The organism is Burkholderia sp. BCC1998 (genome assembly GCF_905339875.1).
Classification (GTDB): Bacteria; Pseudomonadota; Gammaproteobacteria; order Burkholderiales; family Burkholderiaceae; genus Burkholderia.
On record NZ_CAJPHE010000027.1, the window covers coordinates 1 to 25,467 of the forward strand.

Genomic DNA, 25,467 nt, shown 5'->3' on the forward strand with positions numbered 1-25,467 from the left:
GGGGTAATCGGGCGGGTGGTGTCCTTTGGCGGGCGGGGGGGGGGGGGGGGGCCCCCGCCCCCCCCGCCACCGCATCACGCCAGCTCGGGATACCCGTGCGCGGCCGCGTCCCGCGCGAACCCGGCAATCGTGTCGTACGCGCCCGGCGGCAGGCGCTCGAATCCCTTCAGCCGCAGTGCGCTCGCCCGCGCCGGATCGAGCGCGACCGCGTGATCGAGCGCATCCTGCAACGCCTCCACGAGCCGCCCTTCCAGCGCTTTCGACGCGATCAACGGCAACCCCGGCGCCGACGCCGTCATGCCGATGATCCGGATCTCTTTCAGCAACTCGGGCAGCGCGTCACGCACGTACGCGAAGGTCACGCAATCGATCGCCGCGCAATCGGCAACGCCTGCCGCCAGCGCGCGCAGCACGTTCAGGTGCGAGCCGAACGACACGACCGAACCGAAGAACCGTCCGTCGTGCGCATGCGGCGCGACCGCGTGCCGGAACGCGTTCATCCCGCTGTGCGAATCCGCGCCGTTGAAGGCGGCTCGCAATCCGCGACACGCGGCCAGCGTCGTCGCGCCGCCCGCATGCACGCGCGCCGACGCGACCAGCACGCTGCTGTAGCGCGCGCCGTCGCAGCCGGGGGCATCGAAGGCCGGTGTCGCGATCAGGTGCGCGGTATCGCGCAATCCGAGCATCCGGTACGGATAACCGCACGTCTGCGACAACAGCAGGTCGTTGCGGCGCCACAGCGCGTGCAGATCCCCGAACGGCTCGTCGAGCAACGCGACGCCGGCCGGCCCGCCGGCGCGCGCGAACGCATCGAGCGCGTCATGCAGCAGCGCGCGCCACAGCGCGGCGTGGCGCGGCGTCACGTTGTACATCGGCAGTCCGGCGATCCATTGGCTCATGCGGGCATTCTACGCATTGGCGGCGCCCTGGAGAAAGCCCGTTCGCCCGGGCGTCACCGGGGTGCGGCACGCGGCCGGGGCCGGGGCCGGGGCCGGGGCCGGGGCGGCCAATGCTTATCGGCCGCGCAGCGATAAGCAAATCCGAATTGCTTGGTTGGCCTGACTACGCGGCCCGGTTAGCGTTCCAGTGTCGCGACGCCGTCGCATGCCGCTTCAGCGGCTGACCGCGAGCCGCGACACCTGTCGGCCAACCGCATCGCAGCCCGCACCGGCGCGATCGTCCGCTACCGGTTATCCGTATATCGCCCGCTTCACCGGCTTCACCCGCTTCATCCGCCCCAGCACCATGGCCGAATACTTCGACGTCGACCACGCGCGCGCGATCGCCGCGCTCGACGCCCGCTTCACTGCCCGTACCGAGTGGCCGACCTGGCTGCTGGTCGTCGCAATCTACGGCGGCTGGCTCGCCGTGCTGCTGCTCGTGCGTGCCGAGCGCCTGTCGCTCGCGGCCGCGACGCCGCCGCTGGTCCTGCTCGGCGCGTGGCACATGTCGCTGCAGCACGAGCTGCTGCACGGCCATCCGACGCGCTCCGCGTTCGTGAACCGGCTGCTCGGCTATCCGCCGCTGACGATCTGGTACCCGTACACGCTCTATCGCGACACGCATCTCGACCATCACCGCGACGAGGACCTGACCGTGCCGGGCGTCGACCCGGAAACGAACTACGTGTCGCGCGAGCAGTGGGCGCGGCTGCCGCGCTGGCGTCGCGCGCTGACGGTTGCGCGCACCACCTTCCTCGGACGTCTCGTGTTCGGGCCGCCGACGAGCATCGCCGCGATGTTCGCCGACGCGTTCGCCGCGTTCCGGCGCGGCGACTTCCGCTATCTGCCGATGTGGGCGACGCACGCCGCCTGCGTGGTCGCGCTGCTCGCGTGGCTGCAGTGGGCGATCGGCGTGCCGTGGTGGTACTACCTGCTGGCGGTGACGTGGCCCGCGCTGTCGCTCGCGATGATCCGTTCGCTGTTCGAGCACCGCGCCGCGCGGCATCCGAAGGCGCGCATCGCGATCAACGAGGCCGGTTTTGCGATGCGGCTGCTGTACCTGAACAACAACTACCACCTCGTGCATCACGACCTGCCGAGGCTGCCGTGGTACGACCTGCCGCGCGCGTACCGGATGCGGCGCGACGCCTATGCGGAGAAATGCGGCGGCTTCGTGATCCGCGGCGGGTATCGCGAACTGCTGGCGCGCCATGCGTGGACGCCGACCGACACGCCCGTGCACCCGTTCGACCAGGGCACGGCATCGCTGTCGACGGGCGGCGGTGCGAAGGTCGCCGCGGTCGACGGGTATCTTCAGATCAGTACGTGACGCGCGAGCGGGGCCGCGCTCCGCCGTGAAGCCGCCCGATCCGACGATGCGACGACGCGCGCCAAGCCGCCCCGGCGCGCGTTCATTACAAAAAGCCGACAACACCGAGCGTCATCGGCGAATTGCCAATTCCGCCGGCAATGTCCAGAATGACGACTCGTCCGGGGTTCCAACAATCATTCGCCCCGGCTCAGCCTCCCGGCCGCGCGCCGCACTCCCCTACGACGATGCAACCGAACACCTCGCCGGGCGCGATCCGCTCGATCGGCAACGACTGGTCCGTCTCCGCGGTCACGGCGGGCTTTCTCGCGGTGCTGATTTCCTACGCGGGCCCGCTCGCGATCTTCTTCCAGGCGTCGCAGGCCGCGCATGCGTCCAACGAGATGGTGGCTTCGTGGGTCTGGGCGATCTCGATCGGCGCGGGCGTGTCGGGGCTGTTCGCGAGCTGGAAACTGAAGGTGCCGGTCGTGACCGCATGGTCGGCGCCCGGCACCGCGCTGCTCGTCGGCCTCTTCCCACAACTGACGCTGAACCAGGCCGTCGGCGCGTACATCACGGCCGCGCTGATCATTCTCGTGATCGGCATCACCGGCTATTTCGACCGGCTCGTGCGCCATATTCCGCGCGGCATCGCGTGCGGGATGATAGCCGGCATCCTGCTGCCGTTCGGCATGCGCGCGTTCTCCGCCGCGACCGCGCAGCCGGTGCTCGGGTTCGGGATGATCGCCGCGTACGTGATCTTCAAGCGCCTGCTGCCGCGCTACAGCATCGTGCTCGTGCTGCTGACGGGCGCCGCGCTCGCCACGCTGCTCGGGATGGCGCATCTCGGCAACGTGTCGCCGAGCATCGCGCGGCCGGTCTTCATCGCCCCCGAATGGACGCTCGGCACGACGCTCAGCCTCGCGCTGCCGCTCGTCGTCGTCAGTCTCACCGGCCAGTTCCTGCCGGGGATGACGATCCTGCGCGTGTCGGGCTACCACACGAGCGCGCGGCCGATCATCACGGCAACCAGCGTGATGTCGCTCGCGGTCGCGTGCTTCGGCGGGATCACGATCGTGGTCGCGGCGATCACCGCGGCGCTGTGCACCGGCAAGGACGCGCACGAGGATCCGGACCGGCGTTATATCGCGGGCATCGCGAACGGCGTGATCTACCTGATCGGCGGGCTCTTTGCCGGCACCATCGTCACGCTGTTCTTCGCGCTGCCGAAGGCGTTCGTCGCGATCCTCGCGGGGCTCGCGCTGATCGGTGCGATCGGCGCGAACGTGCACGGGATCTTCGAGGACGAGGCCCATCGCGAAGCGTCGGTGATCACGTTCCTCGCGACCGCTTCGGGGATGACGTGGCTCGGGCTCGGATCGGCGTTCTGGGGGATCGTGATCGGGTCGGTCGCGTATGCGGTGTCCGGCAGGGCACGGCGGCAGGCGTAACGCGCATCCTTCCAGCCGCCGCCCCGCTCATCGCGCGTGCGCGCGCACCAGCGTCGCGAGCGCCTCCGCCAGTGTCGTCGTGCCGTACACCCGCTCCGACACGCCTGCCTCGACATCGATCTGTCCTGCGTTGTGCACGTCGTACAGATCGACGATCAATTGCGCATGCCGTTCGCTGAGCCCCGCGCGCAACAGCGTCGCGGTCCATGCGTCGCGCGGCAGTTCGCGCGCGACGATCTCGCGGTCGGCCGCCGCGCCGAGCGTATCCGCGATGTCCCGCACGCTCGCGCGCTGCGGCCCTTCGATGCTGACGATACGCGGCCCGTTGCCGGTTTCGGCGGAATCGAGCAGCAACCGCGCCGCCGCGACACCCACATCGGGCGCCCAGACCGTCGGAAACGCCTTGTCGACCGGATGGTGAAAGCTCGGCAGCACACCGGTTGCGAGCGCGACAGGCAACACGCGCGTCCAGTTCTGCAGGTGCTCGGCCGAGCGCAGCAGCGTGAGCCGCGTCGGAACCGTCTTCACCGCTTCTTCCAGACGATGAAAGAGCCGCGTGATGCCCGTGTTGCCTTCACGCTCCGCGCCGTAGTCCGACAGCGCGAGCAGCGCCGGCGGCGGATTCGCGGCAAGCGCGCCGGTCACGATGTCGATCGTCCGCTCCATCGTTGCCGCGGGGTCGCTGTCCGCGACCGGCACCGGACACAGCATCTGCACGGCTTGCGCGCCATCGAGCGCCGCCGCAACCGCGCGTGCGTCGGTCAGGTCGGCAATCGCGACGTCGCAGCCGAGTTGCGCGAAACGATCGCGCCGGCGTGCGTCGCGCAGCACCGCGCGCACGGGATGGCCTGCCTGACGCAGGGTCGTTGCAGTCGACAGTCCGACGTTGCCTGATGCGCCGAAAATCACGAACACGATCCGCTCCTGGGGGATGAAGGTGATGTGATTGTCGGTGCGCATCGCCAACGTGACGCGCACGGACGGATGACGCGAACAGGAAAGGATGACGGATCAGGTGCGTGCCGGATTTGTCCGCTGCATGGCAGGAACCGGACGTTGTACGACACGGTGTCGAACGCTTGCGGTCGAGGCTCGCATGGTGCTGCCAGCCACGCTCATGCAGTCGAAACGAAGCATTGTCTGCGCGTGACGAATCGAGCACTCACCGATCGTCGTCGCGCACGCGCGGACATTGAGCCACCGCGCTCGATCAACGGTCGTCGCCGTCATAAGCGAGCCTCAGCCCACCCCGCGCCCCTGACCGCGCGATCTCCGTCGGCGTCGCGCCCAGCACGCGATTCATCCAGTTCGCCATGTGGCTCTGATGCGCAAACCCGGCTTCGAGCGCGATCTGGCTGATGCTGAGCCGGCCTTCGAGCAGCAACGCCTTCGCACGCTCGACCCGCCGCCGCACCACGTACTGATGCACCGGCATCCCGAGCGTCTCGCGAAACAGCACCTTGAAATGCGGCACGCTGATCGACACGAGCGCCGCGAGTTCGGCGAGCGTCATGCGTCGCTCGAGGTTCGCCTCGACATAGTCGATCACGCGGGCCGCCGCCTTCGGCGCAAGCGTACGCCGGCGCTCGCGGAACGCCGGCTGGCTGTCGACCAGCCGCGCGACGAGCGCCGTGCACAGGCTCTCCGCATAGAGCGGGTCCGACGCGTCTTCCGCCTCGAGTTCGGCGGCCATCGCCCACGCGATGTGCTGCAGGCGCGGATCGCGCACCTGCAGCCGCCGGCGGATCTGCGCCTGCGACGGCTTCAGTTCGAGTTGCTCGAACGTGCGCCGCACGAACGTGTCGCTGAGCGCGATGTGCAGGATCCGGCAGTCGGCGCTGTCGGTCCACCGGCCCGGCAAGCCGGCGGGAATCACGTCGACGTCGCCGTGCGCCTGGATGCGCGACACGCGTTCGCCGTCGCACACACAATCCGCGCGCACGGGCGAACCGATATGCACGCCGATGCGGTGATGCTCGGCGGCCGGAATCCGGTACGTGCCCGCGCGAATCTCCAGCAGCGACGCGCCGAAGCCGCGCCAGCCGAGCCCGCGGCTGGAGCGCAGGCTGACCGGCACGCCGTTGTCGGTCGGCGCGGCGAGAATCGGATCGCTCATGGTTCCCCTCCACCAGATCGGGTGTCGAACGCGCATTGTGACGCTTTTCCGCGGTGCTTGCCGGGCCTGAACGCCCGTTCCCGCAGCGCGCGGAAAAAGATCATCCGTTTCTGCTCAAGCCGATCCGCGCCTGCGCGCCGGCAAGCGCCGACACGCCTACGATCGCCTCATCCGACACCTACGGAGCCCGTCATGCCCGATTGCCGCCCGTTTCGCGCGACGCTCGCCGCGCCGCCGCCGTCCGGGGCCACCTGCGTTGCTTCCCGCCGCGCTTCTCGCCCCGCTTCCCGCCCTGTTTCCCGTCCTCGTTCCGGCAGTATCCGCGCGACACTCGCCGCACGTTGCCTGCGCATGATCGGCTGGTACCGGCTCGAGCGGCTGCTCGCGTCGATTCCCGACAGCAACGACGACTTCGGGATCGTTTAACCGCCGCGACACAGGACACACGCGCCGCCCGCGTCGGCCTACTTGCGCCGCCGCTCGTGCGGCGCGACGGTCGCGCCGTCGATCACCGGCGCGCCCTGCTTGATCAGGAAATCGCGAAACAGCCCCGTCACCTGCGAGATCCGCCGGTCGGCGAGCGTGACCACATACCATTCGCGCTCGATCGGGTTACCCGGAAACGGCAACTGCCCGAGCAGCCCGGTGCGCAACTCGAGTGCACACGCGTGCAACGAAAGGAACGCGACGCCGAGCCCCGCTTCGGCCATCTGCTTGATCGCCTCGTTGCTCGACAGTTCGGAGCCCACGTGAAAGCGATGGCCGGCCGTCTTGAACAGGCTCTCGACCGTGGAACGCGTGCCCGCGCCGCGTTCGCGCACGAGCAGGTGCGCGGATTCGAGATCCTTCAGCGCGACGCGCTTGCGCTGCATCAGCGGATGGCCGGGCGCCGCGACGAACACCATCGGATGCTTCGCGAATTCGACCGCGTGCGTACGCAGCTCCTTCGGCGCGCTGCCCATCACCGCGAGATCGATTTCATGCGTCGCGAGCATGCGGATGATGTCGTCGCGATTGCCGACCTTGAAATAGGTCTTCACGTGCGGACGCGTCGCGGTGAATTTCACCAGCAGCGGCGGGATCAGGTACTCGGCCGTCGTGATCGCGCCGATCCGCAGCGTGCCGCCGAGATCGCCCGTCAGCGCGGCCACTTCGTCGCCGGCCTCGCTCCACAGATGCAGGATCTCGCGCGCATAGCGCGACACGATTTCACCGGCGGCGGTCAGCTGCACGCCGCGCCCCACCCGCTGCAGCAGCGCGGCGCCCACCGCCTCCTCGAGCAGGCGCACCTGCAGCGACACGGCCGGCTGCGTCAGGTTCAGCTCCTCGGCCGCGCGCGACACGCTGCCGAGCCGCGCAATCATGTCCAGCGCCTTCAGCTGCCGGAACGTCGCGGTCTTTCCTATAAGTGAATACATATGAGTCGCTTATAAACATTAAATTGTTCGCGTAGGTTCAAAACTATATCGTCGGTTCTTGAGCAATGTCATCCGAATCGTCATCAGCGGGAGCCACAACATGGACACCATCACGCCTACCCTTGCAACGGATCGCGCACCGCGCGTGCCGCGCATCGTGATCGTCGGCGGCGGCGCCGGCGGCCTGCAGCTCGCCACGCGCCTCGGCGACACGGTCGGCCGCCGCGGGCAAGCCGACGTCGTGCTCGTCGACCGCTACCCGACGCACTTCTGGAAGCCGCTGCTGCACGAAGCCGCGTCCGGCCATCGCGATCCGGCCTCGCACACGATCGAATACGCGGCGCAGGCGAAGCGCCACGGCTTCCGCTTCGTGCAGGGCGCGCTGCAGCGGGTCGACCGCGCGGCACGCACGGCGACGATCGCCGCGGTGCAGGACGCGGACGGCACGGAGATCCTGCCGCAGCGCGAGCTCGGCTACGACGATCTGGTGCTGGCCGTCGGCAGCGTGACGAATTTCTTCAACGTGCCGGGCGCCGCGCGCCACGCGTTGCCGCTCGAAAACCTCGACCAGGCCGAGGACTTCCGCCGCAAGTTCCTCGCCGCGTGCACGAAGGCGAACCACCTGGCCGAGCAGCAGCCGGCGCGCAGCGCCGCGCCGATCTGCATCAACGTGATCGGCGCGGGCGCGACGGGCGTCGAACTGGCCGCCGCGCTGCGCCATGCGATCCAGCAGCTGACGACGTATCGCTTCAAGGCGCTGGTGTCCGCACGCGACGTGCACATCCGGCTGATCGAAGGCGGCCCGCGCATCCTGCCGGCGCTCGACGCAAGGCTGTCGGCCAAGATGCACGCGCAACTGCGCACGCTGAATGTCGACGTGCTGACGGACACGCGCGTCGCGGAGGTCGGCGCGGACGCGGTCACGACCGCGGCCGGCGAGCGGCTCGCGAGCGACATCACGATCTGGGCGGCCGGCGTCGCGGGCCCCGCGATGCTGCGGGAACTCGGCGACATCGCGCTCAACCGGTCGAACCAGGTGATCGTGACCGAGACGCTGCAGACGCCCGACGATCCGCACGTGTACGCGTTCGGCGACTGCGCCGCGTGCCCGTCGGCCGACGCGGGCGGCTTCCTGCCGCCGCGCGCGCAGGTCGCGCACCAGCAGGCCGTGTACCTGGGCGAAGCGCTCGCGCGGCGCCTCGCCGGCAAGCCGGTGGCGGGCTTCACGTTCCGCGACGCGGGCACCGTCGTGTCGCTCGGCCAGGCAGGTGCCGTCTATCAGGCCGACCTCGGCGTGCGTTCGCGCTCGCTGATCGTCGACGGGCTCGCCGCGATCGGGCTGTACAAGTTCCTGTACCGCAAGCACCTGTTCAGCGTGTACGGACTGAAGCGCGCGCTGTTCCAGTCGCTGAGCCACTGGCTGCAAAGCCGCAACCAGCCGTCGATCAAGCTGCACTGAGCGTCGACGGCCACGCGGCATCGCAAGACGGCGTATCGGGCGCACCTCGCCCGATACGCCGTTTTTTCGTGTGCACACACCCGGTGCATTCATATCGCGCATGCGTCGGGGGCGTCACATCGAACGCCATCGATACGATGCCATTCGTCCCGAACACATGGATCGCGTGCATCCCGCGCCGGTACTGGCTCGCCGCTCGATTCATCAGTCAAACCCTATGAGTCGGCTATAAATATTAATTGGTAGCAATTTCCGGATCGACGCTAAGGTGTCGGGCATTCCCGTCCGCGAACGGACCGTCACGTCTCAGGAGAGGAATCACCGTGGTCATCGAAGCCATCGTCACCCGTCTCGACGCCGCATTCGCGCAGATCGAAGCGACACCGGATTCGCACGAATCGCGCAACCAGCGCGATGCGATCATCCAGTGGCTCGACAGCGCGTCGGAGCAAGGATATCGACTCGGTCTCGTCACGACGCTGCCGGCCGCCCGGCTCAGCGACATGTTCGAAGGCCAGTTCGGCCGCGCGAACCTCGACCGCTTCTCGGTCGTCGTGACCGACGCAAATCAGCAGGACTCCGTAGCAAATCAGCATCCGTTCGACGTCGCGCTGCAAGCGCTGGGCGTGCCGCCCGAGCGCGCGGTGGCCGTCGCGAGCAGCGAACCGGAACGCCGCGAAGCCGAGACGTTCGGCCTGTCGCGTTGCGTGCGCATCACCGACACGATGCGCTCGATCGCATCGGCAGGCGTGCACTGAGCCGAGCACCGCATACGGGCCGGCTCGCGCAGGCCGGTCGCGATCCGGCGCGATGCCGACGATTGCCCGACCGAATTCCGACATTCCGCCGTCAAGGCGGCCTGCAACACTTCCAGGCTCGACCGATCCTGCCCGGCGACCGGATGTCGGCGATGGCCGCGAACATGCGATGGGACGCGTATCGCAATGGCTCGCGGCTCATCGTGAAGATGATGCTTGTACAACGAGCGCGAGATGGAATTCCAGGCGGCGTGCGACGGCGCGAAGATCGCCGCGGGCAGTCGCTTCTACGACTACGCGGTACGCGGAATTGAAGCGCCGTTACGGGGTCCGTGACGCGCCGTCAGTCCACCGGGTAATCGAGATCGTGCCAGCGCTTGGCCGATTTCCCGCCGGAGCCGAGGTGACCGCCGGGGAAGCGCATCACGGCGATCGCGTGCAGCGCTTTCGTGTCGAGCGCGGGGTCGCCGCAGCTGCGCCTGACCTTGAGATCGCGGACGCGCCCCTGCTCGTCGAGCCAGACCCGCACGATCACGCGCCTTCTCGACGCGGGAGTCTGCACGCCGCGTGACAACAGGCGATCCATCAGCGACATGGAGTTCTCCCCGATCGTCGAATGCTACGGTTATCGCCGCGTGCATCGATGGACGACGCACGCTGCTGTGCGCGCCACGTCAATGCCGGGCGGCTGTGCTCATGTGTGCCGGCGCGGCCTTCGGCTTCGCGGCGACATGCGCCTTCGGCTCGGCGCCGGCCGCATGTTGCACCTTGCCGGTCTTCGCGGGAGCCGCGTGTGCGTTCGGCGCAGGTTTCGCGCCGGCATGCGCCGCGACCGGCGCCTTCGACTGCGACTGTGATTGCGAACGAACGGTTTGCCGCCCCGGCTTCACGGCCGCCGCGCTGCTCGCCGCCACGGGCGGATGCTTGACCTGCTGCGCGTACGCGTTGACGTCGTGATCGCTCATCCACGATTCCGTGTAGGCCGCCGACGCGGGATGAGCCAGGTTGAGATACGCGACCGATGCGACGAGAAAGGCACGAACATGCGTGCGACGATTGAATGCGGTAATGACGAATGCTCCTTTGCGAACTGGCTCGACGCCCTGTATCGGCGCCGTCGTGGCGGCACGATAAAGGAGCGCATTCCGCACCGCAAGCGTCTGCCGGAGATCCAAACGATTCTTGACGTTTGAACGATCGATCCGGTGCGGGCGAGCTCGAACCGGCGCGGCAGCCGCGCGGTCGCTTCGGCATGCACATGTCGTCGCGCACGGGGCCGGAACGCTGAAAGCCAATCCCCCCGACGACGCCGAACTAGGATTCGCCGACGGTGTCGAACGTGCATCGCCGGAGATTCACATGAAACGCGCCGCCCCGTTCGCCCTCGTGATCCTGCTTGCCGCCGCCAGCTTGCCGGCACTCGCCGGCAGCGCCGCGTCGCCGGTCCCGCAGCAAGCGAAAAACTGCGTACCGTCCTCCACGTCCGCCGGCACGGCGCCCGGCTCCCGCGCTGCATCAAAAGCGCCGCCGATTCGCGTGTGCGTCGGCGATTCCGACACGCAGCTGAACCTGCCGTGGTTCCTGACCGACGTCCTCACCGCCGTGGACACGCATCAATCTCCCCGCGACCTGCTCCACAAGATGCGCGACGATTTCTGAAGCGCTGCTGTCGCCGATGCACGCGCTGGAACAGCCCGCAGCACGCGGGCTGGACCTCGTTCAAGGCGCGCCGATGCCTGGATCGCCGGAGATGACGCGCGATGCAAATATTTCCCCGCAAGCATCAATTAAGAAATTACGCGATTTTTGAATATCAATATTTCGTAATCGAGGGCTGCACGCCTTATACTTGCCGCGCACCATCCTCGTGCCAAGAGAAGGTGTCTTCTGTCCCGGCCGCTCACCGATGCGGCCGGTTTTTTTTCGTGTGCGATACCGATATACATGCGTGGTCGGGGTATGTTACGGAGAAGCGCCTCGAATCCAGCGCCCCGCCGCGATGCCGCTTCGTGCGTTTCGCGAGCGTAGAATCGCTTTGCGTCCCGATATCGGCGCGAGCCGCGGTGCCCCGGCCAGGCACGGCGAACGCATCGCGTCTAACCATCGACCGGTTCGATCTGCATTCTCATGCGTACAACAACAAGTACGACCCGAGGACCTGCCGCGCCCGCACTGCCCACGAAGCCCGCATTCCAGCGCAGCGGCGCGTGGCCGCACGTCGTTTTCCCGTTTGCCCTGATCGTCTGCATCCTCGTGTTCGTGGTCGCGCTCGTCGTTGCCGGGCGCCTGGCACGCGACGCGATCGCGCAGCACGAACGCGTCGTCGCGAACGACATCGTGATATCGGTCGACCGCATTCTCGACGGGATTCGCTCGCGTCACCCGGCCGAGCTGGACGCGCTGGTCGGGCGACCCTGCATGACGATCTTCCGGACGCTCGCCGAAGTAGGCACTCACCTGCGCTATCTTCGGGCCGTCGGGCTGGCGAACGACGGTCGCGTCACATGCTCGTCGGCACTGGGCGCGATCGACGTCCCGCTCGCCGCATACATTCGCGCGCCCGAGCCGGGGATGACGGCCATCACGCTGCTTCGGCAAACGCCGTTTCAGCATCGCGTTCCGGTGCTGACGGCGTTTCGTGCGACCGCGCCCGAATCCGGCGTCCTCTATGTGGTCGAAGGCGACTATCTGGCGGACATGCTCGCGCACGGCACCCGCTTCGGGGCGGAAACGGCCACGCTGTCGATCGAAGGCGCCGGAAGCATCGATCAGCATGGCGCGTTCGTGCCGCCGTTCGGCGCGGCGCCGCCCACCGGCAGCACGATCGCGTCGAGCGCCTGGCCGTTCACGGTCTCCGTCACCTCGTCGGAACCCTACGTTTCGCAGGTGCAGCGGCGCTACGGACTGATCTGCGTGACGATCGCGCTGCTGGTCAACGGCCTCGTCGCGGCCGCGTACCTGCTCGCGATGGCGCCGCGCCGGCTGTTGCTGAAGGCCGTTCGCAATGCGCTGAAGCGCAACGAGTTTCATGTCGTCTATCAGACTATCGTCGATGTCGAAACGCGCAGGACCGTCGGCGTCGAGGCGCTGCTGCGCTGGCAGCATCCGAAATGGGGGCCCATCAGTCCGGCGGTGTTCGTCCCGCAGGTGGAATCGAGCACGATCCTGCCGAAGGTGACCGAATTCGTGCTGCGCACGGCCATCTCGGAACTGTCCGCGCTCGCGCCGTCGATGCCGCTGCATGTCGCGATCAACGTCGCGCCGAAGGATCTCGAACGCGCGCGCTTCGTGTCCGTCGTCGAAGACGCGATCCGCCGGCTTCCGCCGGGCTGCACGCTGGTGCTCGAAGTCACCGAGCGCATCCTGCTCGAGAAGAATCCGCGCACCACCGAGATGTTCGCCACGCTGCGCGCGAAAGGCGCGAAGTTCGCGATCGACGACTTCGGCACGCACCACAGCAACCTCGACATGCTGTCGCGCTTTCCGTTCGACTACGTGAAGATCGATCGACAGTTCATCTCCCGGCTGACGACGGGCAACGCGAAACTGATCGAAGGGATCGCCGCCGTCGCGCACCACTACGGCCTGAAGATCATTGCGGAGGGCGTGGAGACGGAAGAGCAGCATCGCGCGCTGCAAGCGGTCGGGATTCAGTATGCGCAGGGCTATCTGTACCAGCGACCGCAGCGACCGGAAGACCTGAAACGGGAATTCGCGCCGATGCCGGCCTAGGGCCTGCGCTGCGGCACCGCTGCCGCAGCTGCCGGCCGACGCGCTCGCGCGCTCGACCGACGAATGCGTACCGCCCGAACGTCATCCGGCCTGCGCGCGACGCCGATTGCTTCACGCGGTCGATGCCACGCGCACCACGTGGCGGATCCGGCGCCGCGTCCTGCCACCCGATGCCAGCGGCGCCGCTTCGGCGGGAACCGCGCGAGAAGCGCTAAAATCCGCCGCCTGGGCATCCACGACGAGCAAGTGTTTTGACTGCGTTCGAGCAGGGTTTCATCCTCACCCGCCACTGGCGGGACACCGCGTCCGGCATCGAGATCGAGTTCTGGCTGGCAACCGAACACGGTCCGCGCCGCGTGCGGCTGCGCCCGCAGGAAGCCGTCGCGTTCGTGCCGGCCGAGCAGCGGGCGCTCGCCGAACGCACGCTGGCCGGCGAGCGCGATGCCGAACTGCGCCCGCTCGCGCTGCGCGACTTCCGCCAGCGCGCGGTGGCCGGCCTCTACTGCCGCCGCTACCGCCATTTGTCCGGACTCCAGAAACGCCTCGCCGCGGCCGGCGTCGACGTCTACGAAGCCGACGTGCAGCCGCCCGACCGCTATACGATGGAGCGCTTCATCACGGCGCCCGTGCAGTTTCGCGGCACGGCCGGCCGCGACGGCACGCTGACCGACGGCGAACTGAAGCCCGCGACCGGCTATCGTCCCGCGCTGCGCTGCGTATCGCTCGACATCGAGACGAGCGTCCACGGCGAGCTGTATTCGATCGCGCTCGAAGGCTGCGGGCAGCGGCAGGTCTACATGCTCGGCCCGCCGAACGGCGACGCGCGCGCCGCGGACTTCAAGCTCGACTACTGCGACAGCCGGCCCGACATGCTCGCGCGGCTCAACGACTGGTTCGACGAACACGATCCCGATGCGGTGATCGGCTGGAACCTCGTGCAGTTCGACCTGCGCATCCTGCATGCGCACGCGGAGCAATACGGCGTGCCGCTGAAGCTCGGGCGCGGCGGCAGCGTGCTCGAATGGCGCGCGCACGGGCAGCAGCCCGACCATTTCTTCGCGGGCGCGGCCGGCCGCCTGATCCTCGACGGCATCGACATGCTGAAATCGGCGACGTGGACGTTCCCGTCGTTCAGCCTCGAATACGTATCGCAGTCGCTGCTCGGCGAAGGCAAGTCGATCGACAATCCGTATCAGCGGATGGACGAGATCCAGCGCCGCTTCGATCACGACAAGCCCGCGCTCGCGCACTACAACCTGAAGGACTGCGAACTCGTCACGCGCATCTTCGACAAGGCCGACCTGCTGTCCTTCGCGCTCGAACGCGCGACCGTCACGGGCCTCGCGGCCGATCGCACCGGCGGCTCGGTCGCCGCGTTCACGCACCTGTACCTGCCGCGCATGCACCGGCTCGGCTACGTCGCGCCGAACCTCGGCGACGTGACCGGCCAGAACAGTCCCGGCGGCTTCGTGATGGATTCGCGACCCGGCCTGTACGACTCGGTGCTCGTGTTCGACTACAAGAGCCTTTATCCGTCGATCATCCGCACGTTCCTGATCGATCCGGCCGGGCTGATCGAAGGGCTCGCGCATCCGGGCGACGACACGTCGGTGCCCGGCTTTCTCGGCGCGCGCTTCTCGCGCACCGCGCATTGCCTGCCCGACATCGTGCGGCGCGTGTCGGAAGGCCGCGACGAAGCGAAACGCCAGCGCAACGCGCCGTTGTCGCAGGCGCTGAAGATCATCATGAATTCGTTCTACGGCGTGCTCGGCTCGACGGGCTGCCGGTTCTTCGATCCGCGCCTCGCGTCGTCGATCACGATGCGCGGCCACGAGATCATGCACCGCACGCGCGAACTGATCGAGGCGCAGGGTTACGAAGTCATCTACGGCGATACCGATTCGACGTTCGTGTGGCTCGGGCGCGAACACGACGACGACGCGGCCGGCGCGAAGGGCCGCGCGCTCGTCGAGCACGTGAACCGCTGGTGGCAGGCGCACCTGCGCGATCGCTTCGGGCTCGAAAGCGCGCTCGAACTGCAGTACGAGCGGCATTACCGGCGCTTCCTGATGCCGACCGTGCGCGGCGCGGAAGAAGGCAGCAAGAAGCGCTATGCGGGCCTCGCGCGCGCGGCGGACGGCGGCGAGGACCTCGTGTTCAAGGGGCTCGAAACGGTGCGCACCGACTGGACGCCGCTCGCGCAGGCATTCCAGCGCGAACTCTACCGGCGGGTGTTCAAGCGCGAGCCGTACCAGGATTTCATTCGCGACTACGTGCGGCGCACGCTCGCCGGCGAATACGATGCGCAACTGATCTATCGCAAGCGCGTGCGCCGGCCGTTGAGCGAATATCAGCGCAACGTGCCGCCGCACGTGCGCGCCGCGCGGATCGCCGACGAATTCAACCAGGCGCGCGGCAGGCCGCTGCAGTATCAGCGCGGCGGCTGGATCAGCTACGTGATGACGACGGCCGGCCCCGAACCGCTCGAAACGATGCGCTCGCCGATCGACTACGCGTTCTACGTGAGCCGCCAGCTGCAGCCGGTCGCCGATGCGATCCTGCCGTTCCTGCGCGACGATTTCGAACGCGTGATTTCGGGGCAGGGGCAATTGTTCTGAGTAACCGTCTAGCGATGCGCGGCGAGCACGGCTGCCCGAGCCGAGCGTCTCGCCACCGGACCCGGCGATGCCGGCTAAAATACCGGCCTGCCGCGCCTTCCGCCGCGGCCGGAGGACCTTCATCATGACCGCACGTCGCGGTGCCGCGGTCGCCATCGCGCCCGGTCACGAGACAGCCAGCCTGTCCAAAGCCCAGCAAACCTTCAATACGCTCGTCAAGCACATCGAAAAGCGGCGCGAGCGTCTGGGCGCATGGGAAGCCGTCACGTCGGCCTTCCAGAAGAAATTCGTCGACGGGCTGTTGCCGCTCGAACAGGAAGCGACCGCGCTGCGGATCAGGCTGATCCATCTGCTCGACGATGCGTTCCTGCAGAAAGGCCTGAGCAAGGCCGAGCAGCGCATGCTGTCCGACCTGATCGCCGACATGGCGCGCGACTTGCTGAACGTCAGCGACGACGCGGCGCTGAAGGTCATTTACAACCGCCATCGCGCATCCGACGACGCCGGCAGCGCCGTGGCCGATCCCGAGCCGATGAAGCGGGAGCCGCAGCCGATGCCCGCCACGGAGCCGGCCGACGATCTCGACACGCTGTCACCCGACGAGCTCGCCGAGCGCATGCAGGCCGAACTCGACGCCCAGTTCGAGCGAGACATGGCCGCTCACGCGGCACGCGAGGCCCAGCGCGCGAAGCGCAAGAAAGCGCCGAAGCAGTCGGCCGCGCAGGCGAAGCGCGAGGCCGAGCAGGCCGAATCGAGCAAGTCGATCCGAGAGATCTTTCGCAAGCTGGCCAGCGCGCTGCATCCCGATCGCGAAACCGATCCGCAGGAACAGCAGCGCAAGACCGTGCTGATGCAGCGGGTCAACCACGCGTATGCGAAAGGCAATCTGCTGCAACTGCTGGAACTGCAGCTGGAGATCGAACAGATCGACCGACGCGCGATCGACGGCCTGAGCGAAGCACGGCTCACGCGCTACAACGGCATCCTGGAGGAACAGCTGCGCGAGCTCGATCAGGAGATCCGGCACGTCGAGAACGATTTTCGGCGCACATACGGCATCGCGTCGTCCGTCAAGATCGCGCCCGATACGGTGATCCGCATGCTCGCGCGCGACATCGCCGGCATGCAGCGCGGCAACCAGGACCTGACCATCGCGCTGCGCGAGTTCGAGGATCCGGACTACGTCAGGGACTGGTTGAAGGACATGAAACGCCGGCCGGTATCGTCGCGCTTCGACGACGATTCGTTTTGAGCGAAGCCGGCGTGGGCCGGCGCGCGGCGCGCACGCGTCGTCACGTCACGGCGACTCGCCGATCCCGCCCATCAGCATCATCAGCTGCTCGCGCAGCCACTGGCTGCCCTGATCCTGATCGGCGCTGCGATGCCAGTAGCAGAAATATTCGAGCCCCGGCATCTCGAACGGCAGTTCGAGAATCCGCGCCGGATAGCGCTGCAGCAGCCTCAGCGGCGCCGTCAGCGCGAGGTCGCCGCGCATCGCGATCAGCGGCGCGACCATGTAGTGCTGCACGCGCATCTGGATGTTGCGGCGCAGCCCGAGCCGCGTCAGTTCGGCATCGACGTGCCCGCTGCCCTTGCGGCGGCTCGACACGTGGATGTGCCCCATCGACAGGTAGTCGTCCAGGGTCAGCGTGTCGCCCTTGAACGGGTGGTCGTCGCGGATCATGCACGCGTAGCGGTCGCGCACGAGCAGCGCCTGGTGCAGGTGCGGATCGCCGATCAGCGGCGCGTCGATCGCGATGTCGACGGAGCCGTTCGCGAGCGCGGTCGCCACTTCGCGGCGGTCCATCGTGTAGCTGCGCACGTGCATGCCGGGCGCATGCGTCTGCAGCAGTTCGCCGAGGGCCGGCAGCAGCAGCGCTTCGGTCAGGTCGCTCATGCTCAACCGGAACACGCGCTCGGACGAAGCGGGATCGAACACGTCGCCTTCGTGCGCGCTCGAATCGAGCAGCTGCAGCGCCTCGCGTACGCGGCCGACGATGTTCTCGGCCAGCGGCGTCGGCATCATCCCGGCCGGCGTGCTGACGAACAGCGGATCGTTCAGCGTCTTGCGCAGCCGCGCCAGCGCGTTGCTGACGGCCGGCTGCGTGAGGTTCAGCACCTCGGCCGCGCGCGTCAGGTTGCGCTTGTTGTAGATCGCCTCGAATACGACGAACAGGTTCAGATCAATCTTCGAAAGGCGCATCGCCGGATCTCCTTGCCGGCATCTTAATACGGCGTGCGTCTCCCGTTCGCCCACGTCGCTGGCTCGCGCGGTGCGCCGCTCAACCGCGCGGCGGCCGCGTCAGGTACGGTTCGGTCGAGCCGCGCACGGCGTCCTTGATCTCCATGCGCGCGATCGCCTGCAGGTGCACCTCGTCCGGACCGTCGGCGAAGCGCAGCGCGCGGCCCCAGGTCCACAGGTCGGCGAGCGGCGTGTCGGGGCTCAGGCCCGCCGCGCCGAACACCTGCATCGCGCGGTCGCACACGTTCGTGTAGACGGTCGGCACGAGCGCCTTGATCATCGAGATTTCCTTGCGCGCCGCCTTCGCGCCGACCTTGTCGATCATCCACGCGGCCTTCAGAACCAGGAGGCGCGCCTGGTCGATCTCGATGCGCGAACGCGCGATCCATTCGCCGATCGTGCCGTGCCGGTTCAGCGGCTTGCCGAAGGCCTCGCGCGACTGCGCGCGGTCGATCATCAGTTCCAGCGCGAGCTCGGCCGCGCCGATCGAACGCATGCAGTGGTGGATGCGGCCCGGCCCGAGGCGCGCCTGCGCGAGCGCGAAGCCGCTGCCTTCCTCGCCGAGCAGGTTGCGCGCCGGCACGCGCACGTTGTCGAACGTGATCTCGCAGTGCCCTTCGGGCGCGTAGTGATTGACCACCGTGATGTTGCGCACGATCGTCACGCCCGGCGTGTCGCGCGGCACGAGGATCATGCTCTGCTGCTGGTGCGATTCCGCTTCGGGATCGGTCTTGCCCATCACGATGAAGATCTTGCAGTTCGGGTGCGCGGCGTTCGTGATGAACCACTTGCGGCCGTTGATTACGTATTCGTCGCCCACGCGCTCGATGCGCGTCGTGATGTTGGTCGCGTCCGACGATGCGACGTCGGGCTCCGTCATCGCGAACGCCGAACGGATCTCGCCGCGCAAGAGCGGCAGCAGCCACTGTTCGCGCTGCTCGGGCGTCGCGAACATGTGCAGCAGTTCCATGTTGCCGGTGTCCGGCGCGTTGCAGTTGAACACCTCCGACGCCCAGCTCACGCGCCCCATGATCTCGGCGAGCGGCGCGTATTCGAGGTTCGTCAGGGCCGTGCCCGGCTCGTCGGCCTTCAGGTGCGGCAGGAACAGGTTCCACAGGCCTTCGGCCTTCGCGCGCTCCTTCAGCGCCTCCATGAACGACACGGGATACTGCCCCGCATGCACTTCTTCGTTCCACTGACGAATGCGCGGCACGATGTGCGCGTCCATGAACGCGCGCACGCGTTCGCGCAGTTCTTCCACTTTCGGGGTGTAGCCAAAGTCCATGATCGACTCCTCGAGATTCCGGTTTCCGTTCGTTCGGTTCAGAAGGCCGAGACACCGCCGTCGACGGCGACGGCCTGCCCGGTCAGATAGGTGTTTTCCTTCGCGCACAGCGTGAGCATCGTCGCGACGATTTCCTCGGGGCGGCCGAGCCGCTTCATCGGCGAGCCCTGCGCGAGAAAGTCCTGGCGCTCGCCGAGGTCGCTGTCGGTGACCATCGGCGTCGCGCTGTAGAACGGGCACACCGCGTTCACGCGAATGCCGTGGCGCGCGTATTCAAGCGCGGCCGTCTTGGTGAGCCCGACCACCGCGTGTTTCGACGCCGCATAGGCGGCCAGCTTCGGCGCGCCGCCGAGCCCGGCCATCGACGCGACGTTCAGGATCACGCCTTCGCGTTGCGCGAGCATCTGGCGAATCTGGTGCTTCATCGCGAAGAACACGCCCTTCGCGTTCACCGCGAAGCTCAGGTCGAGATCGGCTTCGTCGGTATCGATCAGCGCCTTCATCGGCGGGGCGATGCCGGCATTGTTGATGCCGACGTCGAGCCGTTCGAAGCCCGCGACCGCCGCCTGGACCAGCAACGCGACGTCGGCTTCGACGCGCACGTCGCAGCGCTGCGCGATCACGTCGGCGCCGGCTGCGCGCAGCCCCGCGGCCACACGTTCGAGCGCCGCTTCGTTCAGGTCGCCGAGCGCGAGCCGCGCGCCCATCGCGGCCAGCTCGCTCGCGAGCAGCGCACCGAAGCCGCTCGCGGCGCCGGTGATCATCACGCTCTGCCCGGCATAGCTGTCGATTTTCATCGCGCGCTCAGATCGTCAGGCCGCCGTCGACGACGATGCATTCGCCGTTCGTGTAGCTCGCCGCATCGGACACGAGATACAGCACCGTGCCGGCCATCTCGCGCGGCTCCGCGTGGCGGCGCAGCGGGATCTTCGTCATCCAGGTTTCGTAGATGTCCTTGTCGGCGAACAGCGCGCCCGCGAACTTCGTCTTCGTCAGGCCCGGCAGCAGCGCGTTCACGCGGATGCCGAACGGCCCGCACTCCTTCGCGAACGCCTTCGTCATGTTGACGACCGCGGCCTTCGTGATCGAGTAGATGCCTTGCCGGTCGCCCGGCTGCAGCGCATTCACCGACGCGGTGTTGACGATCGCGCCGCCGCCCTGCGCCTTCATCAGCTTGCCGGCCTCGACCGACATGAAGAAGTAGCCGCGGATGTTCACGTCGACCGTCTTTTCGTACGCGGCGAGATCGGTGTCGAGGATGTGCCCGAAATACGGATTCGCAGCCGCGTTGTTCACGAGGATGTCGAGCCGGCCGTGCTTGCCGCGGATCGTCTCGAACGTCGCGGCGATGTCCTCCAGCCGCCCGACGTGGCACGCCAGCGCTTCCGCGCGGCCGCCCGCCGCGACGATTTCGTCCGCCACCGCCTGGCAGTCGTCGAGCTTGCGGCTCGACACGATTACGTGCGCGCCCTGCTGCGCGAGCAGCTTCGCGATTTCCTCGCCGATGCCGCGGCTCGCGCCCGTCACCAGCGCGATCTTGCCCGTCAGGTCGAACAGATTCGTTGCCATGTTGCTGTGCTCCTCCATTGATGTGTTGTCGTGTCGCCGCGCGGCGAAGCCCGCGATTTCAGCGCTGCGCGTCGATCACGTCGACGGCCATCTCGGCCAGCCGGCCGGCCATCGCGCCGACGCGCAGCGCCTGCTCGCTCGACGCGTTGCCCTGCAGCGCGCGCGCCTTCACGCCCTGCGCGATCGCCGCGAGCCGGAAGAAACTGAACGCGAGATAGAAATGCCAGTCGCGGATCGGCTCGATGCCGCGCAGCTCGCAATAGCGCGCGACGATCGCCGCTTCGTCAGGAATGCCGAGTTCCGCACGATCCTGGCCCGCGAGCCCGCGCACCTGGCCGCCCGACGGCAGCCGCAGGCACATGCAGAAATACGCGAGATCGGCGAGCGGGTTGCCGAGCGTCGACAGTTCCCAGTCGAGCACGGCCTGCACGCGATAGCCGTCGCGCGCGAACATCAGGTTGTCGATCCGGAAATCGCCGTGCACCAGCGCGGGCCGGCCGGTGTCCGCCGGGCACGCCTTCGGCAGCCAGTCGATCAGCGTCTCCATCGCGTCGAGGCGCTCGGTTTCCGCCGCGCGATACTGCTTCGTCCAGACGCCGATCTGGCGCTCGAAGTAGTTGCCGGGGCGGCCGTAGTCGGCAAGGCCCACCGCGTCGACGTCCACGTCGTGCAGCGCGGCCATCGTGCGCAGCAGCGCGTCGTAGCAGGTCGCGCGCTCGGCCTTCGGCAGCTCCGGCAGCGCCGGATCCCAGAAGATCCGGCCGTCCTCGAAGCTCATCACGTAGAACAGGCTGCCGATCACGTCGCGGTCTTCGCAGAGGTGATACGGATGCGCGACCGGCACCGCGGTGCCCGACAGCGCACTCAGCACGCGGAATTCGCGGTCGACCGCATGCGCGGATTTCAGCAGCTCGCCGGGCGGCTGGCGGCGCAGCACGTAGCGGCCGCTCTTCGCGTGCAGCAGGAAGGTCGGGTTCGACTGGCCGCCGGCAAACTTCTCCATGTCGAGCGGGCCTTCGAAACCCCGCACGTGCGCTTCCAGATAGCGCGTGAGGCGGGCTACGTCGAGGGGCTGGGAAGGATTCGTCATCGTCGCGATCGTTCGTGGGGTCAGCCGTAGGTGCGCCACGTGTGCCGTTCGGGATCCTCGAGATGCGGGATGCCGTTGAACGACGCAAGGTGGAACGCTTCGGCGTTGAAGAAAAACTGCGAAAGACTGCTGTTGCGGATCTGCAGGTTCAGCGCGATCGCGCTCGACGGCGGTGCGGCGAGCACCTGCTGCACGGTCACCGCGATCGGGCCGCCGGAGCTCACCGCGAGCACGCGCTGGCTGCCGCCGCCGCGGATCGCGGCGCGCGCGTCGGCGACGCGCTGCTGGAAATGCGCCCAGGTTTCGGGCGCGGTGTCGCCGAGCCTGTCGTCGGCCCACAGGTGCAGCACCTGCCGCAGCGCGCGAAAGTGCTCCTTCATCGAGCCGGCTGCGAGCCGCGCGATCTCCGGATAGTCGTTCGCCGCCGCCGCGAACAGCCCGTGGAAGTCGTATTCGTTCAGGCCGGGATGGCGGTCGACCACCACGCCGTCGCGGCCCATTCCGCGCAGGATCGCGGCGACCGTCTGCGCATGCCGGTTCATCGTGCCGCAGATCACGCGATCGAACGTCAGGCCCTGCCGCGCGAAGTATTCGCCGAGCCAGACGCCCTGCTGCTCGCCCGCGGCGGATAGCCGGTCGTAGTCGTCCGTGCCGAACGACGCCTGCCCGTGCCGTACCAGAAAGAGTTCAGCCATTGCCTGTTCCGCCTGAATGAAACCGAAGGATCAGCATAGCGACCGGGTCCGCATTTTTGAAATTTATTTTCTGAATCGGACGCTATTCATCTCATGAATTCCCGGTATCCAAACAGTGCGCTTTCGCCGGGTTGCGCCGACGGCCGTGCATCGAGGCACAGGAATTGCGCAAGCAGGCACCGTCAAGTCGAACAAGTTCAGGAGGGGTGCGATGCTCGGTACAATCCTTATCATCGTTCTGGTTCTGCTGCTGATCGGGGCGTTTCCGGCGTGGCCGCATAGCCGAAGCTGGGGCTACTGGCCATCGGGCTCCCTCGGGCTGATCGTCGTCATCGTCGTGATACTCGTGCTGCTGGGCCACATCTGAGTGTGACGACGCGTGCCTGCCGGGCGGGCACGCGTCGTTCGGTCCCGGCGCCGTGGCTTCTTTACAAACGCAAGCAAGCGGGGAAGCCCGGCAACGGCGCGCGATCGCGGCCCGCGCCGCCGCCGCGCGCACTTATTCCCGCGTCCACCCGTTCTGATAAAGCTCCCCGGCCAGCACGCCGAGACGCGACGCGAGGATATAGTTCTCGCCATCCTCGATCAGCGCCGAACGCACGTCGCGGAACAGCTTCTCGATCGGAAACTCGCGCGTGGTGCCGTTGCCGCCGAACAGCTGGAACGCCTCGTGCGTGACCTTCATCGCTTCCTCGGTCACGCTCACCTTGGCCTGCGCGGTCGCGTACGGATGGCTCTGCGGCGACATGCGCGAGAACGCGAGGCTGCGCCGCGCGATCGCGCGCGCCATCTCCAGCCGGCGCAGCATCTCGCCGATGCGCAGGTGCGTCATCTGGTGATCCATCAGCAGCGCGCCGCCCTGCTTGCGCTCGTGGCAATACGCGAGCGCGAGTTCGAACGCCGCGCGCGCGACGCCGACGAACACCTGGCACATGTGCGTGCCCGCATACGACCACGTCGACGCGAGATTGCCGAGATAGTCGTCCTTCAGCGCGATCGCGAAGCGCTTCGGCACCTTCACGTTGTCGAAATAGATCTCGCCCTGCGGCAGCGAGCGCTGGCCGATCTTGTCGAGCGGCTTGCCGCGCGACACGCCCGGCAGATCGAGCGGCAGGATCATCGCGATGCCGTTGGTGAACATGCTGCGCTCGCCTTCGCCGTAAAACCCGTCGCCGTAGTCTGCGGCCATGTACGCGAGCGCGACCTGCGCGACCGAGCCGTTCGAGATCCACGCTGAGCTCTGTCCGTTGATCACGATCTCGTCGGCGCCGACCTTCGCGGTCACGTTGCCGACCGGCTGCCTGCCGTTCCCGGCGAGTTCCTGCCGATACAGGATCGCCGCGTCGGAGCCGCGATCGGGCTGCGTGTTCATCCAGCAGCCGACCTTGCCCGCGCACATCTCGACCAGCTCCTGGCTGCCGACCGAATGCGCCATCATCAGCGGCATCGTCGCGGCGCCGATCGACACGGCCAGACCCGAATCGCCCCAGCCGAGTTCCTCGCCGATCAGCGACTCGATACGCACCGCGGTCTCGGGCGGAAACTGCGCGATCAGTTGCGGATCGAGCCCGAGCTTCGCGCTCTCGACGATCGCGGCCCAGTACGGCGAGCCGGGTGCGATCACCTCCTCCGGCGTCATCCGGTCGAGCTCGCGCCCGATCGGCCGCAGCACGTCGCGCGCGAAGCGGTGAACCGTGTGCTGGATCGCGTTTTCCTCTTCGCTCAGCGGCGTCTCGAAGCCGGTCAGGCCGACCAGCGGCAGCGCCGCGGACTTGTTCAGACGAATCATCTCCGTTCTCCTCCTGGACTCCATTCATGTCGACCGGGCATCAGACGCACCCGGCCATCCCACATCTAGTAACACATACCAAACATAGGTCATCATGACAAACACAGGAAGCAAAAAAAAGACAGGGTATTCCCCTGTCTCGTTCACCGCATCGACTGTGCGCTGCGCGTCGTTATTTTCCCGCGGGCGCCGTCAGCGTGCCGTACGCGATCGCGCGCGACGTCGCGATGAAATACGTGTCGAGCGCCTGCGTATGGCGCCCGGTGCCGTACTGCATCGCGAAGCCGTCGGCGAGCGCGATCAGCATCGTCGCCGCATGCCGGCTGTCGGCCGCGCCGAATTCCGGATTGACGGCACGCAGCAGTTGCGCGAGATCGTGCGTCAGCGTCGCATACCACTCGTCGTAAAGCTTGAAGCATTCGGGATCGGTGGCCGCGAACGACAGGAAATGCCGGAACAGTGCGTTGTACTTCGCATCCTTCGCATCGGAGATCGAGCGCTGGATGATCTCGTCGAACACGTCACGCGGCGACGCGTCGCTGCCGAGCGCGCGCTTCATGTCGTCGAGATAGGTATCGATGACCGGCTCGATGACGGCCCGCAACACGGCGATCCGAGTCGGGAAGTAGTACTGCAGATTGCTGACGCTGATGCCGGCGGCGGCGGCGACCGCACGCTGCGAGAATTCCAGCGGGCCGCCGTCCAGCAGCAGCTTGCGCGCGACGCGAATGATCGTGTTGCGCGTGCGCAGGCCTTGCGCCCGCAAACCGTCGGGGTTGCCCGCTGCTGCGGTGGCAGTCGAAGTGCGCCGTTTTCGGGGGCTGCGCTGCTCGTTGGACACTGTCATCGTGTTCGTCGTGAAGATGGCGTTTCGGCTTCGTCGAATGGACGCTCCGTACCTTACGGAGCGCAAACGACTATACCCGATGCGAGCCTCATTTTCCATCGAGCCGCCCCACTGCCGGGCGGTCCGGCCGGATCCGCGCCGGCGCGCC

Annotated in this window: 25 protein-coding genes and 1 pseudogene; 12 read left to right on the top strand and 14 right to left on the bottom strand. The window is 67.5% G+C overall.

Translation table 11 applies throughout. The features are described from left to right. Positions 1–74: 74 nt before the first annotated feature. Entirely contained in the window at positions 75–899 is an 825-nt protein-coding gene (locus tag U5A56_RS31980) for a phosphate/phosphite/phosphonate ABC transporter substrate-binding protein (RefSeq protein WP_321926498.1), read from the bottom strand. A gap of 346 nt (positions 900–1,245) precedes the next feature. Here U5A56_RS31980 and U5A56_RS31985 point away from each other — a divergent pair, with 346 nt between their 5' ends. Together U5A56_RS31985 and U5A56_RS31990 are read left to right on the top strand one after the other, a co-directional pair. Then, on the top strand, positions 1,246–2,271 hold the full coding sequence (locus U5A56_RS31985) for a fatty acid desaturase (RefSeq protein ID WP_321926500.1): 1,026 nt from the start codon (positions 1,246–1,248) through the stop codon (positions 2,269–2,271). Positions 2,272–2,498: 227 nt separating this feature from the next. Further along, positions 2,499–3,701, top strand: coding sequence for a benzoate/H(+) symporter BenE family transporter (locus U5A56_RS31990; RefSeq protein WP_321926502.1), 1,203 nt, complete (start codon positions 2,499–2,501; stop codon positions 3,699–3,701). A gap of 27 nt (positions 3,702–3,728) precedes the next feature. Here U5A56_RS31990 and U5A56_RS31995 read toward each other — a convergent pair whose 3' ends face one another. Together U5A56_RS31995 and U5A56_RS32000 are read right to left on the bottom strand one after the other, a co-directional pair. Beyond that, on the bottom strand, positions 3,729–4,616 hold the full coding sequence (locus U5A56_RS31995; RefSeq protein ID WP_321926605.1) for an NAD(P)H-binding protein: 888 nt from the start codon (positions 4,614–4,616) through the stop codon (positions 3,729–3,731). A gap of 295 nt (positions 4,617–4,911) precedes the next feature. Further along, a complete protein-coding gene (locus U5A56_RS32000) occupies positions 4,912–5,817 on the bottom strand; it encodes an AraC family transcriptional regulator (protein ID WP_124667405.1) in 906 nt (301 codons plus the stop codon). Between the two features lie 192 nt (positions 5,818–6,009). On the opposite strand from U5A56_RS32000, the gene U5A56_RS32005 reads away from it, so the two are divergent. Next, complete coding sequence (locus U5A56_RS32005; protein ID WP_321926505.1) at positions 6,010–6,243, top strand: hypothetical protein; 234 nt, start codon at positions 6,010–6,012, stop codon at positions 6,241–6,243. A 38-nt stretch (positions 6,244–6,281) separates the two neighbouring features. Here U5A56_RS32005 and U5A56_RS32010 read toward each other — a convergent pair whose 3' ends face one another. After that, entirely contained in the window at positions 6,282–7,235 is a 954-nt protein-coding gene (locus tag U5A56_RS32010; protein ID WP_044845474.1) for a LysR family transcriptional regulator, read from the bottom strand. A 100-nt stretch (positions 7,236–7,335) separates the two neighbouring features. On the opposite strand from U5A56_RS32010, the gene U5A56_RS32015 reads away from it, so the two are divergent. The 3 genes and pseudogenes from U5A56_RS32015 to U5A56_RS32025 all read left to right on the top strand — a co-directional run. After that, positions 7,336–8,694 (top strand): NAD(P)/FAD-dependent oxidoreductase, encoded by a 1,359-nt coding sequence (locus U5A56_RS32015; RefSeq protein WP_321926507.1) that lies wholly within the window; start codon positions 7,336–7,338, stop codon positions 8,692–8,694. Positions 8,695–9,017: 323 nt separating this feature from the next. Beyond that, positions 9,018–9,452, top strand: coding sequence for a hypothetical protein (locus U5A56_RS32020; protein WP_044845476.1), 435 nt, complete (start codon positions 9,018–9,020; stop codon positions 9,450–9,452). A gap of 149 nt (positions 9,453–9,601) precedes the next feature. Beyond that, positions 9,602–9,788, top strand: a pseudogene (locus U5A56_RS32025) (hypothetical protein); the annotation flags it as partial. A gap of 7 nt (positions 9,789–9,795) precedes the next feature. Here U5A56_RS32025 and U5A56_RS32030 read toward each other — a convergent pair. Both U5A56_RS32030 and U5A56_RS32035 read right to left on the bottom strand, forming a co-directional pair. Further along, positions 9,796–10,047 carry an energy transducer TonB gene (locus U5A56_RS32030; protein WP_124487111.1) on the bottom strand — a complete coding sequence of 84 codons (252 nt, stop codon included), beginning with the start codon at positions 10,045–10,047 and terminating at the stop codon, positions 9,796–9,798. A 79-nt stretch (positions 10,048–10,126) separates the two neighbouring features. After that, positions 10,127–10,417, bottom strand: a complete 291-nt coding sequence (locus U5A56_RS32035; protein WP_321926509.1) for a transcriptional regulator — start codon at positions 10,415–10,417, stop codon at positions 10,127–10,129. Positions 10,418–10,447: 30 nt separating this feature from the next. On the opposite strand from U5A56_RS32035, the gene U5A56_RS32040 reads away from it, so the two are divergent. The 5 genes from U5A56_RS32040 to U5A56_RS32060 all read left to right on the top strand — a co-directional run bounded on the left by U5A56_RS32040 (position 10,448) and on the right by U5A56_RS32060 (position 17,054). Then, the gene (locus tag U5A56_RS32040; protein WP_135800955.1) at positions 10,448–10,645 is read left to right on the top strand and encodes a hypothetical protein; all 198 of its coding nucleotides are present in this window, start codon (positions 10,448–10,450) and stop codon (positions 10,643–10,645) included. A gap of 166 nt (positions 10,646–10,811) precedes the next feature. Beyond that, positions 10,812–11,111: a hypothetical protein gene (locus U5A56_RS32045; RefSeq protein WP_321926606.1), complete on the top strand. Its 300-nt coding sequence runs from the start codon at positions 10,812–10,814 to the stop codon at positions 11,109–11,111. Between the two features lie 468 nt (positions 11,112–11,579). Continuing rightward, positions 11,580–13,184, top strand: a complete 1,605-nt coding sequence (locus U5A56_RS32050; protein ID WP_321926511.1) for an EAL domain-containing protein — start codon at positions 11,580–11,582, stop codon at positions 13,182–13,184. 251 nt (positions 13,185–13,435) lie between these two features. After that, positions 13,436–15,802 carry a DNA polymerase II gene (locus tag U5A56_RS32055; RefSeq protein WP_124487115.1) on the top strand — a complete coding sequence of 789 codons (2,367 nt, stop codon included), beginning with the start codon at positions 13,436–13,438 and terminating at the stop codon, positions 15,800–15,802. A 124-nt stretch (positions 15,803–15,926) separates the two neighbouring features. Further along, on the top strand, positions 15,927–17,054 hold the full coding sequence (locus tag U5A56_RS32060) for a molecular chaperone DnaJ (RefSeq protein WP_321926513.1): 1,128 nt from the start codon (positions 15,927–15,929) through the stop codon (positions 17,052–17,054). 45 nt (positions 17,055–17,099) lie between these two features. Here U5A56_RS32060 and U5A56_RS32065 read toward each other — a convergent pair whose 3' ends face one another. The 6 genes from U5A56_RS32065 to U5A56_RS32090 all read right to left on the bottom strand — a co-directional run bounded on the left by U5A56_RS32065 (position 17,100) and on the right by U5A56_RS32090 (position 22,683). Next, complete coding sequence (locus U5A56_RS32065; RefSeq protein ID WP_321810580.1) at positions 17,100–18,005, bottom strand: LysR family transcriptional regulator; 906 nt, start codon at positions 18,003–18,005, stop codon at positions 17,100–17,102. A 79-nt stretch (positions 18,006–18,084) separates the two neighbouring features. After that, positions 18,085–19,329, bottom strand: coding sequence for an acyl-CoA dehydrogenase family protein (locus U5A56_RS32070; protein ID WP_044848815.1), 1,245 nt, complete (start codon positions 19,327–19,329; stop codon positions 18,085–18,087). Positions 19,330–19,367: 38 nt separating this feature from the next. Further along, the gene (locus U5A56_RS32075) at positions 19,368–20,126 is read right to left on the bottom strand and encodes a glucose 1-dehydrogenase (protein WP_321926516.1); all 759 of its coding nucleotides are present in this window, start codon (positions 20,124–20,126) and stop codon (positions 19,368–19,370) included. A gap of 7 nt (positions 20,127–20,133) precedes the next feature. Next, entirely contained in the window at positions 20,134–20,898 is a 765-nt protein-coding gene (locus tag U5A56_RS32080) for an SDR family oxidoreductase (protein ID WP_044848813.1), read from the bottom strand. A 58-nt stretch (positions 20,899–20,956) separates the two neighbouring features. Beyond that, entirely contained in the window at positions 20,957–21,988 is a 1,032-nt protein-coding gene (locus tag U5A56_RS32085) for a phosphotransferase (RefSeq protein ID WP_321926518.1), read from the bottom strand. Between the two features lie 20 nt (positions 21,989–22,008). Continuing rightward, entirely contained in the window at positions 22,009–22,683 is a 675-nt protein-coding gene (locus tag U5A56_RS32090; protein ID WP_321926520.1) for a histidine phosphatase family protein, read from the bottom strand. Positions 22,684–22,894: 211 nt separating this feature from the next. On the opposite strand from U5A56_RS32090, the gene U5A56_RS32095 reads away from it, so the two are divergent. Then, complete coding sequence (locus U5A56_RS32095) at positions 22,895–23,050, top strand: DUF3309 family protein (RefSeq protein ID WP_044848819.1); 156 nt, start codon at positions 22,895–22,897, stop codon at positions 23,048–23,050. Between the two features lie 132 nt (positions 23,051–23,182). Here the strand turns inward: U5A56_RS32095 and U5A56_RS32100 are convergent, their stop codons facing one another. Together U5A56_RS32100 and U5A56_RS32105 are read right to left on the bottom strand one after the other, a co-directional pair. Next, positions 23,183–24,472, bottom strand: a complete 1,290-nt coding sequence (locus U5A56_RS32100) for an acyl-CoA dehydrogenase family protein (RefSeq protein WP_321926523.1) — start codon at positions 24,470–24,472, stop codon at positions 23,183–23,185. A gap of 172 nt (positions 24,473–24,644) precedes the next feature. Beyond that, positions 24,645–25,319, bottom strand: a complete 675-nt coding sequence (locus U5A56_RS32105) for a TetR/AcrR family transcriptional regulator (RefSeq protein WP_235879188.1) — start codon at positions 25,317–25,319, stop codon at positions 24,645–24,647. Positions 25,320–25,467: the final 148 nt, after the last annotated feature.